The sequence below is a fragment of the Streptomyces sp. NPDC048504 genome, from assembly GCF_043200035.1.
GTDB lineage: Bacteria > Actinomycetota > Actinomycetes > Streptomycetales > Streptomycetaceae > Streptomyces.
This window is the reverse complement of sequence record NZ_JBICXA010000010.1, coordinates 188639-202683: the sequence shown is the minus strand read 5'-3', so window position 1 is coordinate 202683 and position 14045 is coordinate 188639. Positions and strand designations below refer to the sequence as shown.

Here is a 14045-nt window from a genome sequence, read left to right as displayed (position 1 = left end):
GACGTCAATAGTTGTTGCTGATGGACCATGTGCGTCAGACTGGACCCGGACCACCGCACGCCCCGCCCGGGGCCTCGACCCAGGGAGCCCGCCATCGCCCGTCAGCCGCACGCCGCGAACCCCCCGATCGACGCGCACGAGCCGTGGATGCGCGGGCTGCACGCGGACACGGGCTACCTCATGTACCGGCTGGGCCTGCGTTCCGGCCAGCTCTTCAACACGTTCCTCCAGGAGTCGGGCCTGCGTCTGCGCCACTACGCGCTGCTCCGCTTCCTGGCCACGTCCGAGGGCGCCCTCCAGCGCGAACTGAGCACCCGGCTCGGCTACGACCCGAGCGCGATCGTCGGCCTGGTCGACGACCTGGAGAAACTGGGGTTCGCCGAGCGCCGCCCTTCCCCCGACGACCGGCGCAGCCGCATCGTGGTCCTGACGGCGGACGGCCGCGGCTTCCTGCGCGACACCGACGAAGCGGGCCTGCGCGTCACGAACGAACTGCTGGATCCGCTCGACGCGACCGAGCGCGAGACCCTGCACACCCTGCTGCAACGGGTCGCCGAGGACGGACTGACCTGACACCGGACGGAGGCCCGGCCATGACCACCACCCGGCCCGCGACGAGCACCGGTTCCGCTACGGCCACTGGGCCCGCCGCCGCACGGCCGGCGACGGTCCCCCGGTCGGCGGCGCCCGCCGCGCGGTCCGCGCCCGACCGGCTGCTCGCCGTGCTCGCCGCCTTCGACCACGCGCACACGGCCCTGTCCCTGTCCGACATCAGCCGCCGCGCCGGCCTCACCCTGACCACCGCCCACCGCCTCGCGGGCGCCCTCACCGAGTGGGGCGCGCTGGAACGGGACACGTCGGGCGTCTACCACGTGGGCCTACGGCTGTGGGAGATCGCGGCGCTCGCGCCTCGCGGCCTCGCCCTGCGCCAACTCGCCCTGCCCTACCTGGAGGACCTGTACGAATCGACGCACGAGAACGTGCAGTTGGCGGTGCGGGACGGCGCGGAGGTCGTCTACACCGAGTGGATCTCGGGCCGTTCGGCGGTCGGCGTGCACATCCGCGTGGGCGCCCGCTGGCCCCTCCACGCCACCGGAGTGGGCCTGGCCCTGCTGGCCCATGACGACCCGGATTCCCAAGAGGCCTACTGGGCCGGTCCGTTGGCGTCCTTCACGCCATACACGATCACCGATCCGGTACGGCTGCGCCGGGTACTGGCCGAAGTCCGGCGCACCGGCGTCGCGGTGAGTACCCGTCAGATCACCGACGACGCGCTGTCGGTGGCCGCACCGGTGCGCGGGCCGGGCGGTGCGGTGGTCGCCGCGGTGTCGGTGGTCGTGCCTCAAGTCGACGCGCAGGTACCGGCGTTGATCCCGGCGGTGCGGCTCGCGGCGCGTGGGATATCCCGGGCGCTCGGGTGGCGGCCGGAGCCGTGACGGGATCCACCGTGCCCGGCGCGGATATCGCTCTCACCGGCGAGGCCCTGCCGGTGTGACGTCGCGGTACTGGAACGGCCCTTGCCCCGAGGAGCCGCTCATGCGTCTGCAGCACTGGTTCGCGCCGGTCCTGTTCGCGGTGTCGTCGCAGTGGCTCTTCCCCGACGAGGGCGGTGATCCGCTCAGTTGGCAGGGCCGGCTGCTCGGGGCCGGTACGGCGGTGCCGCTGGTGTGGCGGCGGGCGGCGCCGTTCGCGACGGCGTGGGTGGTGTCGGCGGCCACGCTCGCGATGGCGGTGTACCACTCCCCGCCGCGGGACGTGATGTACGGCGGTCTCGTGGTCGTCCTGTACACAGTCGCCGCCCGGTGTCTTCCCTGGCAGCGGCGGCTGATGCTCGCGGGCTGGCTGGCCGGCGTGTCCGTGGTCATGCAGCACAAGGAGCACGCCCAGCCCTTCGAGTACGCCTTCCATCTGCCGAGCCTGCTGTGCGCCTACGGCTTCGGCAGCCTCGCCCTGGTCCAGCGCGCCTGCACCGCGGCCCTGGAGGACCGCGCCCGGCGCCTGGAACGCGAGCGGGCCGCCGACACCGCGCGGGCCATGGCGCGGGAACGGGCCCGGATCGCGCGGGACATCACGACATCCTGGCCCACGCGGTGAGCCTGATGGTGGTGCAGGCGGAGGCCGGTCCGGTGGTCGTCCGCCGTGATCCCGAGCGGGCCGAGGCCGCGTTCGACGCGATCGCGGGGGCGGGCCGGGACGCCATGGCCCAGCTGCGGCGCATCCTCGGGGTGCTCAAGGAGGAGCAGCGGGACGGGAGTTCGGGGCACCGGCCGCAGCCGGGGGTCGCCGCGCTGCCCGGTCTGGTGCGCCAGGTCGGCGAATCGGCCGGTCTGCGCGTCGGGTTGAGGACGAGCGGGGATCCGCGCCCGCTGCCCCCGGACACCGAAGTCGCCGTCTACCGCGTCGTGCAGGAGACGCTCACCAACACCGTGAAGCACGCGCATGCCTCCGCCGCTACCGTCGAACTCGACTGGACGGATGACGAGTTGGTGCTGACGGGGACGGACGACGGAAGAGGCCCCGCGGGCACCGTGGGCGGGCACGGGCTGATCGGACTGCGGGAGCGGGCGGCCGCCTGCGGAGGCACGGCGGACACCGGCCGCGGTCCCGACGGCGGCTTCCGGGTCGTCGTACGTCTGCCCGTCGCCACCGACCGGCAGGCGGCGCCGGGGTGAGCATCCGGGTGGTGGCCGACGACCAGGAACCGGTGCGCAGCGGCTTCAGCATGATCCTGGAGGCGCAGCGGGACATCGAGGTGGTCGCGCAGGCCGGGGACGGCGCCGAGGCGGTCGCCGCGGTGCGCCGGCACGCGCCCGACGTGCTGCTGCTGGACATCCGGATGCCGGTGATCGACGGCCTGGAGGCGGCCCGTCAGGTGGGCGCGCAGTCCGCGTGCCGGGTGGTCGTGCTGACCACGCTCGACCTGGACGAGTACGTGTACGAGGCGCTGTACGCGGGCGCCAGCGGCTTCCTCCTCAAGGACGTCCGGCGTGACGACCTCGTGCACGCGGTCCGGGTGGTCGCGGCCGACGACTCGCTGCTCGCGCCGACGGTGACCCGGCGGCTGGTCGCGGACATCGTGCGGCGGCGCCGCGAGGAGGCCGCCGCCGAGGTCGCGCCCCGCCGCCTGGAGGTCCTGACCGCCCGCGAGGAGGAGACGCTGCGGCTGCTCGCCCGGGGCCCGTCCGACGCCGAGATCGCGACGACCCTGTTCGTCAGCGAGCACACCGTGAAGACCCATGTCAGCAATGTGCTGGGCAAGTTGGGGCTGCGGGACCGGGTGCAGGCGGTGATCTGCGCGTATGAGACGGGGCTGGTGACACCGGGGGCGCCCTGACGAGCCCGCCGCGAGCGGCGCGGGTCGGCGGGGCCCGGCGTTCCGAGGCCCGCCGATGCGTCATCCGCCGGTCAGCAGATGGACGACCAGCGGTGCGAGCGGAGCTTGTGGTTGAGGCTCGACCAGGTACCGCCGTGCTGCGCGATGAAGTAGCAGGTGGTACCGCCGTAGTTCGCACCGTCGTAGAGAACGACCCAGTCGTACGAGGACGACGTGCCGTTGTTCTTGGCAGACCCGACGACCTGGTTGTCGGCCCACGAACACACGACGGGAGCGCTGTACCAGTCCGTGTCGGCGTTGCTCCACGTGCACCGGCTGCCCGTGCCGGCGGTACCGGTCCAGATGCACAGATCACCGCTCGGACAGTCCCACGCCGCCTGCGCCGACGCACTCGCCGAACTCGGTGCGATCAGGCCCAGGGCCGCCAGGGCGAAGGTGATCGCCGTGGCGAAGAGGGCTCTGCGGCCCCGTCGGGGTGTGCGGCCGGACTTCCGGTCGTGCTCCTTCGCGTACGAGGACATCCCGTGGCCTTTCTCGTGGAGGGTGCCAACTGGCCTGCCACTGGCGGGAAATCATGTTCCTGGGCCGGGTATGTCCCTGTCATCCTCATGCGAGTGCGATGACACTTCGCAGGTCGACAACGGGGGCCGACGGGGAAACGGATGCTCCGCTTTCATTTCACGCAGGAGGACCTCACCAAGGTCAGGGTGGCGACCGAGCCGCACGCGCTCTGGGAGATCGCGGTCAGTCTGCACCGACTCCAGACCCGTGAAGGCCGCTGGGCCTACGCGCCCTGGTTCCGCACCGCGTGCGATTCGTTGCGGCGGGCCGGGCTCGAACGCACGGTGAAGTCCTTCCTGTTGCCGCTCTTCCCTCGCGCCAGCTACTTCCCCGACTTCCTGACGCCACCGGAGGGCAGCCACGGGCTGGACGCCGGTCTTGAGGCCGTTCTGGAGACGCCGTACGAGCGGGTCGCGAGCGAGGTCGGCGTGCTCACCCGGACCGTCGGTGCCCCGGCCTGGGCGGGCCGGCTCACCGAGCGGGAGATGCGCGAACAGCTCGTGGGCGCCCTGCGCGCCTACCACCGTGCCGTGATCGCCCCTCACGAGGAGGTCATCCAGGAACGTTTGCAAGCCGAGCGGACCCGGCACGCCCACACCCTGTTCCGCGCCGGGACCGAGGGCATGCTCGACGGACTGGGCCCCACGATCCGCTGGCGACCGCCGGTCCTGGAGATCGATCCGTATCCGGACCACCGCGACGTCCACCTCGACGGGCAGGGGCTCCTCCTGATCCCCTCCCACTTCTGCTGGCACACTCCCGTCGCCCTGGCCGACCCCGGGCTTCCGCCCGTTCTTCTCCACCCCCTCCACCACCGGCCGGAGACGACGTCGCACACCGATTCCCCACCCCTGAACGTGCTCCTCGGCCCCACCCGTGCCGCCATCCTGAGAGCCAGCGCGACCGGCTCCACCACCACCGAGGCCGCCCGCCGGGCCGGTGTGACACCCACGACGGCCAGCCATCACACGGCCGTCCTGCGCGACGCGGGCCTGATCACCAGCCAGCGCCACGCCAACACGGTCCTGCACGCCCTGACCCCACTCGGAGCCGCCCTGCTGCGCACGGGGCGGGGCAGCCGCTGACACCGGCTCCCAACCCCCTTGCCGACAACGGGGATTCCTCGCCCGCGGGAGTGAGGGGCACCTCCGTCCCGCCCGTACGACCGAGCCGCCGAAACCCCTCGCTCCGGTGATCCGACGCCACCGTCTCCCCCACCAGTCTGGGACGGATGTCATCCGATGCCCCGCCAGGAGGGACCGTGCTCTCCACACTCGCCTGGGCGGCGACCCGCCGTCCGCTGACCGTGATCACCGTCTGGGAGCTCTTCCTGCTGCTCGGGTTCGGGCTCGGGACATGCGTGTTCGGGCGGCTGTCCGACAATGTGCCCGAAGTCCCGGGCACCGAGTCGGAGTCGGCCGCGCAGTATCTCGACCGGGTCGATCCGACCGGTGAGACCCTCACCGGTGTCGTGGCGGGCGTCGCGGTCTCCGACCCCGCCCTGCGCTACCGGGTCGAACCGGCCGTGGCGGACGTCCGCGCCCTCGCCGAGGTCGCCGCCGTACCGGACCCGTTCACCACACCCGGCCTCACCTCTCGGGACGGGCGGGCGCTGCTGATCCCCGTCACGCTCAAGGGCGGCCTGGGCGACGACGCCGAGGAGCACGCGGTGGACGCGGCGGCCGACCGGATCCGGGAGATCGACGCGCCCGAAGTCCATGTCAGCGGCGGCCCGCTGCTGGGCAAGCAGATCGGTGAGCGGGCCCAACAGGACGTGCAGCTCGCCGAGTTGGTTTCGCTGCCGGTCGTACTCGCCCCGCTGCTGGTCGTGTTCGGCGGTCTGCGGGCCGCCGCGCTGCCGCTGGTGATCGCGGTCAGCGGGATCGCGGGGGCGTTCCTGGCGCTGTTCGCCTTCAGCCAGGTCACCGACATCTCGGTGTACGCGATCCAGGTGACCACGATGCTGGGGCTCGGACTCGCCGTGGACTACGCCCTGTTGATGCTGGTCCGCTTCCGCGAGGAGCGCCGGGACACACCGGACGTGGTGGAGTGCACCGCACGGTGGCCCGGGCGGGCCGTACCGTGCTGTTCTCCGGGCTGACCGTCGCCATCAGCCTGACCGGTCTGCTGGTCTTCCCGAGCACGTTCCTGCGCAGCATGGGCCTCGCGGTGGCGACCGTGGTCGTCGTCGACACGCTGGCCGCGGTCACTCTGCTCCCCGCCGCCGAACGCCCGCAGGACGTCGCCGACCTGTCCCGCGCCCTGAACAGCATGCTGGACCAGTTGCGTACGAGCATGGAGTCCACCGCCGTCTCACCGCCGACGCCGGGCACGAACTGCGCACCCCGCTCACCAGCATCGGAGTGACCCTGGAGACCCTCCAGCGCAACCCCGACCTCCCAACCGCCCAGCGGGCCCGGGCACTTGAGTCGATGAGCGCGGAGCACCGCCGTATCACCGCGCCGCTCACCGGGTTGCAGACGCTGGCTCGCGGTGACGCCCACGCCCTGCCCGAACGCAGCCGGGTCGTGGTGGGCGAACTCCTGGGCACCGCCGTCGCCCAGGCGGCCCGCCGCCACCCCACCACGCCCTATCGGCTGTCGGCCGACGCGTCCACGCCCCTGCACGTGGACGGTTGGCCGGTCGGTCTGCGCCCGGCCGTCGACAACCTCCTCGACGACGCGGCCCTCCACGGCCGCCCCGAAGGCACGGTGGACGTCCGACTCAGCGGGGATGCGGGCACAGTCCGGGTCACGGTCGGTGACGACGGTCCCGGCATCCCCGCCGCCCAACGGCAGGCCATGAAGGCCCGGTTCATCCGCACCCGCACCCGCTCCCCCGGATCCGGCCTCGCCCTCGTCGACCAACAGGGCCACCTCCACCACGGCACCATCCACCTCGGCGCCACGCCCACCGGAGGCTTGGAAGCCACCCTCAGCCTCCCCTCGACACCGGAGGACGAGCCCCGCGAACGCCCCACTCCCGACTGACCACGAGATCGGATCCAGACGCGGGCCCACGACGGGACACGCGTCCAACTCCCGCTCGTCCCACCCGCTTTACCCACCAACCCCGGCCTACGACTGGGACGCGCGTCCAGCACCGGCGTCCGCCCCCACCCGCCTCACCCGGGCAACCCCGCCAGCATCCGCCGATCCCGAGGCGCCGCCTTCCGGTCCAACCGTGCGTCCAGCAACCGTCGTGCCGCGTCGCACCGCCCCGCCGACACCAGCGCGTACAGCAACGTCTCCTCGACGACCTCGCGTTGGGCCGCGCTGCCGCCCACCTTGCGCAGGACCGGCAGCAACGCGTCGAGGCCGTGGGCCGCTTCGTGGAAGCGGTGTTCGACGAGGGCGGCGAAGGCGTCGCAGAGCGGGGCGATGACCTCGCGCTGCACCGGGTCGGCGGCCGCCGCGTGGTCGCGCAGGCGGCGGAGGGCCGGGAGGTCTCCGGCCGCCGTCAGAGCCACCGCCGCGTGCAGGGCCGTGAAGGCCGTCGCCGGTCGCTCCAGCACGTCACAGGCCACGGTGTCCAGGACGTCCGAAGTGGGCAGCTCCCCCTGCCAGTTGCCGCTGAGCCGCGCCCGCCACAGCAGCGACCCCGAGTCCACCAGCGCACGTACCCCGGTCACCCGCCCCGGCGCCAACTGGGCGAACCAGCGCCTGCGTACGGCGGCCGGGTCGTCCAACGCGAGTTCGTGCAGGGCGATGTGCCAGGAGAAGTGGGCCCGGTGGACGGCACCCCGGCCCTGCCCGGACACCCAGCCGTCCAGCCAGTCCCGGCCCGCCTCGTGGGCGCCGGACTCGTAGTGGACGTGGGCCAGCGCGTGCACGGCGTGACCGGACGCGGGCTCGACTCCCAGCGCACGGTGGGCGAGTTCACCCGCCTCGTGCAGCCGGCCCTGCTCCTGGCGGAGGAACGCGAGCAGCGAGGTGTGGAACCAGTGCCCGTCGTAGGCGGGGGACGTCCGCTCGACGAGCCGTAGCGCGTAGTCGTCGTCCAGGTCGGTGACGCCGGAGAAGGCGATGGTGGGGACGGCGGCGGCGAGGGCGAGCGCGTCGGCGGGGTGGGTGTCGAGGTGGCGTATCAACGCGCGGTCGCCGTCGGCGGATTGGACGCGGCGCGTGATCACGTCCACGAAGGAGCGTTCGCGTTCGTCGGCGCGTTCGTGTGCGCAGCGCTGGGCGTCCGCGAGTGCCCGGGGTACGTCGACGGCGGCTCCGCACTCGTGGCCGAGCAGGGCCAACGCCGCGTGTCCCAGGGCGAATCCGGGGTCCAGGGCGACCGCGCGGGCGAAGGCGTCCTCGGCTCCGGCGCGGACCCTGAGGACCCGGTCGAGCCCGTTGCGGTACGCGGTGGCGGCCTCGGCGTGGGTCGACAGCGGGAGTCCGAGTCCGTCGACGGGCCTGCGGCGGGCGGCGCGGCGGGCCGGTGGCGCCGGCAACTGCTGGGCCAGGGCGGCCGCCTGGACGCGGATCTCGGGGATCGCGGTGGTCTCCCACAACTCGCCGCGCCTGGGGGCGCCGAGCGTGAACAGCGGTCGTGGGGAACGGCCTTGGGCGTCGAGGAGGCGTCCGTCGCGGGTGGCGACGCCCATGCCGAGCGGTCCGGGAACTGCCGTACCGGTCTCGAACAGACCACGCCACAAAGGGTCTTCGAGCCGCTGCCCGGGTCCCGTGCAGTCGATCACCCAACCCACGCGCAGCGTACGGCCGTTGGAGAGTGTGACAACCAACTGGCCGCCGTCCTCCGCCGCGTCGGCGATCGTGCCCGCGTGCACCTGGAGGCGGCGTGCGGTGCGGGCCCGGGTGACCGACTCGGCGGTGGTGGGTGCCATGCGGTGGCGGTGGGTGTTCCAGAGGGCGCCTTCGTGGGCGAGGAACTCCCCGCGCTCTTCGGGGGTGAGGCTGCGCCAGAGTCGCGCGGTGTGCGGGCGCAGGCTGTCGAGGGCGGGGCGCCAGTCTCCGTGGGTGCGGACCGAGCGGCTGACGTGCCGGTAGACGGTTCGGCGCAGTGCGTTCAGTGTCAGGTCGCGGGGCCAGCTCGGCGCCTCCATCGCGCCGGCCGGTCCCAACGCGTGCGGTTGCGGGAGGAGTCCGCTGCGGGAGACGGCGTGGACCGTGCGTTCGGAACGGTCCAAGGAGAGGGCGAGGTCCACGGAGGTGAGGCCCGTGCCGACGAGGAGGATGTCTGCGGTGTCATCGCGCACGGCGTCCAACGCACCGGGTTTCCAGGGTGAGTTGACGAATCGGGGTGAGGTGCGCAGCGCGGGCGGGGCCCAGGCGGCCGTAGGAGCGGCGGGGCCGGTGGCCAGGACCGCGCTGTCGGCGGTGAGGAGTCCCCCGTCGGCGAGGTGGAGTTCCACCGGGCCTTCGGGGGTGCCGGTACAGCTCTCGGCGCGGGTGCGCAGCCGGCGTACGGAGACCGTGCCGTGGGAGCGGACGACGGCCTGGGCGAGGGTGTCGGCGAGGTAGGCGCCGTAGCGGTAGCGGGTGGCGAAGTCGGCGCCGCTGACGGTGGGTTCACCGTGGCGGCACAGCCAGCGCGTGAAGTGGCCGGGGTCGTCGGGGTAGCAACTCATGCCGCCCGCCGGGACGTTGAGCCGGTGGCGTGGATCGGGTGTCGCGTAGGCGGTGCCGCGGCCGGCCTCCGGGGCCGGGTCGACCAGCACCAGGTCGAGCGGGGTCCGGCGGCGGGTGGCGGTCTCGCACAGCTGGACGGCGGTCAGGGTGCCTGCCGCGCCCGCTCCGACGATCGCCACGGTGGGCCGCTTGCGGACTTCGGTCACGAATACCTCCGGCGTGGTCTGCCGCGGAGCCGCCGAAGCGGAACTCCGCCTTCAGTTCCTTCCTCACTATTCCGACCGGACAGGTGGGGAAGCCATGGCGGGACGGGGATCTCACCGGATACTCAGGGCACCGGTCGGCGCCTTCATACTCTGTTCACACTCGGGAACCGTCCGGCAACCGTGGTTTCAGGACTTCTTTCAGGCTCTCTTCACAGGAATCTCAGGTGGAGCTCCTGGGATTCAAAGATTCAACCCATGGAAGTAGCGCAGGATGCAACGGCACTGGTGATCTCGTCGCGTACGGCCAGGGGGTGTGCGCGACATGCGGAGGAAGGCGTGCCGTGGGCGTGTCGCACATATCCAACCGGTCCGAGAAGCAGTCGGAGAGGTGGTCCCGTCGCGGGGTCCTCACCGTTCTCGGGGTGGTACCGGCCGCCGCCGTCCTGACCGGCTGCAGCGGTTCGGCCGGCGCCGCGGAGGGCTCCTCCTCCGGCGGTTCGTCGGCGACGGCGTCCGTGAAGGCCGCGAAGGCGCCGACCGTCACGGTCCTGCCCGCCGACGGCACCAAGAAGGCCGATTTCACCACCCCGGTCACGGTCACCGTGGCCGACGGCACGCTCGCCGCGGTGAAGGTGACCGGCAACGACGGCTCCACGCTGGCCGGCACCTTCAACGACGCCAGGACGAAGTGGACGTCCGCGAAGAACCCGTACTCGGGCACGAAGTACACGGTCGCGGCGCAGGCGCAGGGCGCCGCCGCGAAGACGGTGACCTTCACCACGAAGTCGCCCGGCGAGACCTTCGTCGGCTACTTCACCCCCGAGGCGAACTCCACCTCCGGCGTCGGCATGCCCGTGTCGATCAACTTCACGCACGCGGTCACCGACCGGGCCGCTGTCCAGAAGGCGATCACGGTCACCGCCGAGCCCGCCGTCGAGGTCGTCGGCCACTGGTTCAGCGACACCCGGCTCGACTTCCGCCCCGAGACGTACTGGGCGGCCGGCACCAAGATCACGCTCAGCCTCCGCCTGAAGGACGTCGAGGGCCAGGACGGCATCTACGGCATCCAGTCCAAGGACGTCACCTTCGACATCGGCCGCGAGCAGATCAGCACGGTCGACCTGGCCGGCAAGGAGATGGTCGTCAAGCGCGACGGCAAGACCCTCGCGACCTATCCGGTCAGCGGCGGCAACGCCCAGCACACCACCTGGTCCGGGATCATGGTGATCAGCGAGCGGTTCAAGCAGACCCGCATGGAGTCCTCGACGGTCGGCCTCGGCGACGAGTACGACATCTCCGACGTCCCGCACGCCCAGCGCCTCACCACCTCCGGCACCTTCGTGCACGGCAACTACTGGGCGTCCACCTCGGTCTTCGGCAGCGAGAACACCAGCCACGGCTGCGTCGGCCTGCACGACGCGAAGGGCGCCAACGACACATCGGTGGCGGGCTACAAGTTCTACGACAGCTCGATGCTCGGCGACGTCGTCATCGTGAAGAACTCCGGCGACAAGACCGTGGCGGCGGACAACGGCCTCAACGGCTGGAACCTGTCGTGGGCGGACTGGAAGGCGGGGAGCGCGGTCTAGGGACCGTCACCCCGGAAGGCGGATCGGAAACCTCCTCTTTCACCGCATTCATCGCCTGAACTCCCGCACAGCGAAAGGACTTTCCCGGCTTCACCTCTTGACGCCCGGAGTGGCTGAGAGCACATTGACCGCGCACCCACTGCGTGAGAGCGCTCTCAGGCAGGCACCCGCACCCCCACTCCGTATCCGAGAGGCACCGATGAGTGAACCCTCCGGCACGCAGCGCAGACCCCGTCCCCTACGGCGTGTCCTGATCGCCGTCCTCAGCACCCTCGGCCTGGCGGCCGCCACCGCCACGGCCTTCACCCTGCCCGCGAACGCGTCCGCGCCCACGCCCCCGTCCGGCTGGACACAGGTCTTCCTGGACGACTTCAACGGCTCCGCGGGCACCGGTGTCTCCACCGCCAACTGGCAGTACGACACCGGGACTTCGTATCCGGGCGGGGCCGCCAACTGGGGCACCGGCGAGGTCGAGACGATGACCTCCTCCACCAACAACGTGGCCCTCGACGGCAACGGCAACCTGCTGATCACCCCGCGCCGGGACGCCTCCGGCAACTGGACCTCGGGCCGTATCGAGACCAACCGCACCGACTTCCAGCCGCCGGCCGGCGGGAAGCTCCGCGTCGAGGCCCGTATCCAACTCCCCAATGTCACCGGCTCGTCGGCGCTCGGCTACTGGCCCGCGTTCTGGATGCTGGGCGCGCCGTACCGGGGCAATTATCAAAACTGGCCCAGCGTGGGCGAGTTGGACGTGATGGAGAACGTGCAGGGTCTCAACACCGACTGGGCGACGGTGCATTGCGGCACCAACCCGGGCGGCCCTTGCAACGAGACGACCGGCATCGGTGGCAACACCGCCTGCACCGGGACGACTTGCCAGGCCGGCTTCCACACGTACGCCATGGAGTGGGACAGGTCGACGAGCCCCGAGCAGATCCGCTTCTACCTCGACGGCGTCAACTTCCACACGGTGAACGCCAGTCAGGTCGACGCCACCACGTGGGCCAACGCCACCAACCACGGCTTCTTCATCATCCTGAACGTGGCGATGGGCGGCGGCTTCCCGGACGCGTTCGGCGGCGGCCCCACCAGCGCCACCGACCCGAACCACCCGATGACGGTGGACTACGTCCAGGTGCTCTCGTCCACGGGCAGTGGGAGCGGTACCACGACCCCGCCGACCGGCAACCGGGACGCCTACAGCGCCATCCAGGCCGAGTCCTACGACAGCCAGTCCGGCACGATCGCCGAGACCACCACGGACACCGGCGGCGGCCAGGACATCGGCTCCATCGCCAACGGCGACTGGGCCCTCTACAAGGGCGTCAACTTCGGCTCCACGGCGGCCACCCAGTTCTACGCCCGGGTGGCGAGCGGCGCCGCGAGCGGGGTCAGCGGCCTGGTCCAGGTCCGCCTGGACAGCCCCACCGCGACCCCGGTCGGCAGCTTCGCGCTGGCCAACACCGGGGGCTGGCAGTCATGGAGAACGGTGCCCGCGAACATCAGCTCGGTCACCGGTACCCACGACGTCTACCTCACCTTCAGCAGCGGCCAGCCGGCGGACTTCGTGAACGTGAACTGGTTCGACTTCGGTCACTGATCCCAACTCCCCACAGGAAAAGGGGGCTTCACGCGTGCGCGTGGGGCCCCTTCTCCTTTCCCGCCAGCGCGATCACGCGGTGCATGACGGTCACGGGAAGGGCCGGATTCCGGGCCGCGTCCTGGGCGCTGTTTTCGTCGAGGAGCAACGACACCAGGGATGCCGGGGGCAGAGCCGGGTTTCGCCGGGCCGGGTGACACACCTCCCAGGCGGTGTCCTGGGCCAGCCTGACCGCGGAGTCGGGGGACAGCCGCGGATCGCCCGCCGCTCGCCCTCGCACCTCGTTGTCGGGATCGCGGCTGAACCGCTCGACGAGGTCGTCGCCCGACGCGGGATCGTCGAGTGCGAGAAGACGCACGCGCGGCCGTGGGTCGTCGGCGAAGCGCAGCAGGCCGTCGCGGGGGAAGTTGGGGTGGTTGCGGGGACGGCCGGGGAACGAGAAGCTGCCGGGCCACCAGGTCCACACGTCGAGGAGCAGGTCCCCGGGAGCGTCGTCGCAGGACTCGGTGAGGAAGAGACGTACGACGCGGTCTTCGTCGCGGGCCACCAGGTCCACGACGTCAGGGGGAAGGTGCACGGCGCGGGCCACGCTGCGACGGATCAACAGCTTGGCGGACGAGGCCAGTTGCCGCATGGCGGCCGCGTCGTCGTGGAGGGCCGCGACCCACCACAGGGCGTAGCTGCGGTGGTCCGATGTGATGTCGGGGACGGTGTCGGCCATGGCGGCGATCTCGGCCGGTGTGGCAGGTGGGCGGGATTCGGGGGGCGGCGGGCGGTCCACGCCGATACGCGCGCCGCGTCGTCGGTATTCGTCCTGCTCGTCCGCCATCTCGGCCAACAGCCCGTGAACGGGTAGCCCGGCGGTGGCGGTCAGAAGCCGGTCCCACTGATCGCGCGAGAGTTTCCCGTGCTCCGCGGCCCTGCCCCAGACGTTTCTCGACGGATGGACCACGGCCGCGTCCAGAACGCCGACTGGAAGGTCCGTACGGTACAGAAAGGTCGCTTCTCCGGCATCGAAGAGGCTGACCAGCACCTCCACCGGGGCGGCGAGGTTCAGCCCCAGCCCCGACAACCACCCTTGAGCGAGACGCTCGTTGGGCCGAGAGCCCTCGGACAGCGCGGACCAGACATCGTTCATGTTCTCTCCCCCCGAAGAGATCCAAGCCCAGC

The 14045-nt window shown here is 71.7% G+C and carries 10 protein-coding genes and 2 pseudogenes; 9 read left to right on the top strand and 3 right to left on the bottom strand.

Annotated features, from left to right (window positions below; translation table 11 throughout):
* Window positions 1–147 precede the first annotated feature (147 nt).
* From ACGFY9_RS25485 to ACGFY9_RS25470, 4 genes and pseudogenes are all read left to right on the top strand, one after another.
* Window positions 148–573, top strand: a complete 426-nt coding sequence (locus ACGFY9_RS25485; RefSeq protein WP_365298256.1) for a MarR family transcriptional regulator — start codon at window positions 148–150, stop codon at window positions 571–573.
* A gap of 20 nt (window positions 574–593) precedes the next feature.
* A complete protein-coding gene (locus ACGFY9_RS25480) occupies window positions 594–1436 on the top strand; it encodes an IclR family transcriptional regulator (protein ID WP_393757728.1) in 843 nt (280 codons plus the stop codon).
* 100 nt (window positions 1437–1536) lie between these two features.
* Window positions 1537–2672: pseudogene (locus ACGFY9_RS25475) on the top strand (sensor histidine kinase).
* Complete coding sequence (locus ACGFY9_RS25470; protein ID WP_393757726.1) at window positions 2669–3334, top strand: response regulator; 666 nt, start codon at window positions 2669–2671, stop codon at window positions 3332–3334. The pseudogene ACGFY9_RS25475 and the gene ACGFY9_RS25470 overlap by 4 nt, the downstream one beginning before the upstream one ends.
* 71 nt (window positions 3335–3405) lie before the next feature.
* Here ACGFY9_RS25470 and ACGFY9_RS25465 read toward each other — a convergent pair whose 3' ends face one another.
* Window positions 3406–3855 (bottom strand): peptidase inhibitor family I36 protein, encoded by a 450-nt coding sequence (locus ACGFY9_RS25465; protein ID WP_393757724.1) that lies wholly within the window; start codon window positions 3853–3855, stop codon window positions 3406–3408.
* Window positions 3856–3996: 141 nt separating this feature from the next.
* Between ACGFY9_RS25465 and ACGFY9_RS25460 the strand changes: the two genes are divergently transcribed.
* From ACGFY9_RS25460 to ACGFY9_RS25450, 3 genes and pseudogenes are all read left to right on the top strand, one after another.
* Window positions 3997–4980 carry an ArsR/SmtB family transcription factor gene (locus tag ACGFY9_RS25460; RefSeq protein WP_393757722.1) on the top strand — a complete coding sequence of 328 codons (984 nt, stop codon included), beginning with the start codon at window positions 3997–3999 and terminating at the stop codon, window positions 4978–4980.
* Between the two features lie 176 nt (window positions 4981–5156).
* Window positions 5157–6118: pseudogene (locus ACGFY9_RS25455) on the top strand (MMPL family transporter); the annotation flags it as partial.
* 140 nt (window positions 6119–6258) lie between these two features.
* Complete coding sequence (locus ACGFY9_RS25450) at window positions 6259–6885, top strand: sensor histidine kinase (RefSeq protein ID WP_393757720.1); 627 nt, start codon at window positions 6259–6261, stop codon at window positions 6883–6885.
* Between the two features lie 134 nt (window positions 6886–7019).
* Here ACGFY9_RS25450 and ACGFY9_RS25445 read toward each other — a convergent pair whose 3' ends face one another.
* A complete protein-coding gene (locus ACGFY9_RS25445; protein ID WP_393757718.1) occupies window positions 7020–9683 on the bottom strand; it encodes an FAD/NAD(P)-binding protein in 2664 nt (887 codons plus the stop codon).
* A gap of 341 nt (window positions 9684–10024) precedes the next feature.
* Between ACGFY9_RS25445 and ACGFY9_RS25440 the strand changes: the two genes are divergently transcribed.
* Together ACGFY9_RS25440 and ACGFY9_RS25435 are read left to right on the top strand one after the other, a co-directional pair.
* On the top strand, window positions 10025–11272 hold the full coding sequence (locus tag ACGFY9_RS25440) for an Ig-like domain-containing protein (protein ID WP_393757716.1): 1248 nt from the start codon (window positions 10025–10027) through the stop codon (window positions 11270–11272).
* A gap of 199 nt (window positions 11273–11471) precedes the next feature.
* The gene (locus ACGFY9_RS25435; RefSeq protein ID WP_393757714.1) at window positions 11472–12875 is read left to right on the top strand and encodes a glycoside hydrolase family 16 protein; all 1404 of its coding nucleotides are present in this window, start codon (window positions 11472–11474) and stop codon (window positions 12873–12875) included.
* Between the two features lie 28 nt (window positions 12876–12903).
* Here the strand turns inward: ACGFY9_RS25435 and ACGFY9_RS25430 are convergent, their stop codons facing one another.
* Entirely contained in the window at window positions 12904–14013 is a 1110-nt protein-coding gene (locus ACGFY9_RS25430) for a hypothetical protein (protein ID WP_393757712.1), read from the bottom strand.
* Window positions 14014–14045 lie beyond the last annotated feature (32 nt).

Coding starts and splice junctions, on each gene's coding strand:
- ACGFY9_RS25485 (WP_365298256.1), top strand. CDS start 148: ATGCGCGGGCTGCACGCGGACACGGGCTACCTCATGTACCGGCTGGGC.
- ACGFY9_RS25480 (WP_393757728.1), top strand. CDS start 594: ATGACCACCACCCGGCCCGCGACGAGCACCGGTTCCGCTACGGCCACT.
- ACGFY9_RS25465 (WP_393757724.1), bottom strand. CDS start 3,855: ATGTCCTCGTACGCGAAGGAGCACGACCGGAAGTCCGGCCGCACACCC.
- ACGFY9_RS25460 (WP_393757722.1), top strand. CDS start 3,997: ATGCTCCGCTTTCATTTCACGCAGGAGGACCTCACCAAGGTCAGGGTG.
- ACGFY9_RS25435 (WP_393757714.1), top strand. CDS start 11,472: ATGAGTGAACCCTCCGGCACGCAGCGCAGACCCCGTCCCCTACGGCGT.
- ACGFY9_RS25430 (WP_393757712.1), bottom strand. CDS start 14,013: ATGAACGATGTCTGGTCCGCGCTGTCCGAGGGCTCTCGGCCCAACGAG.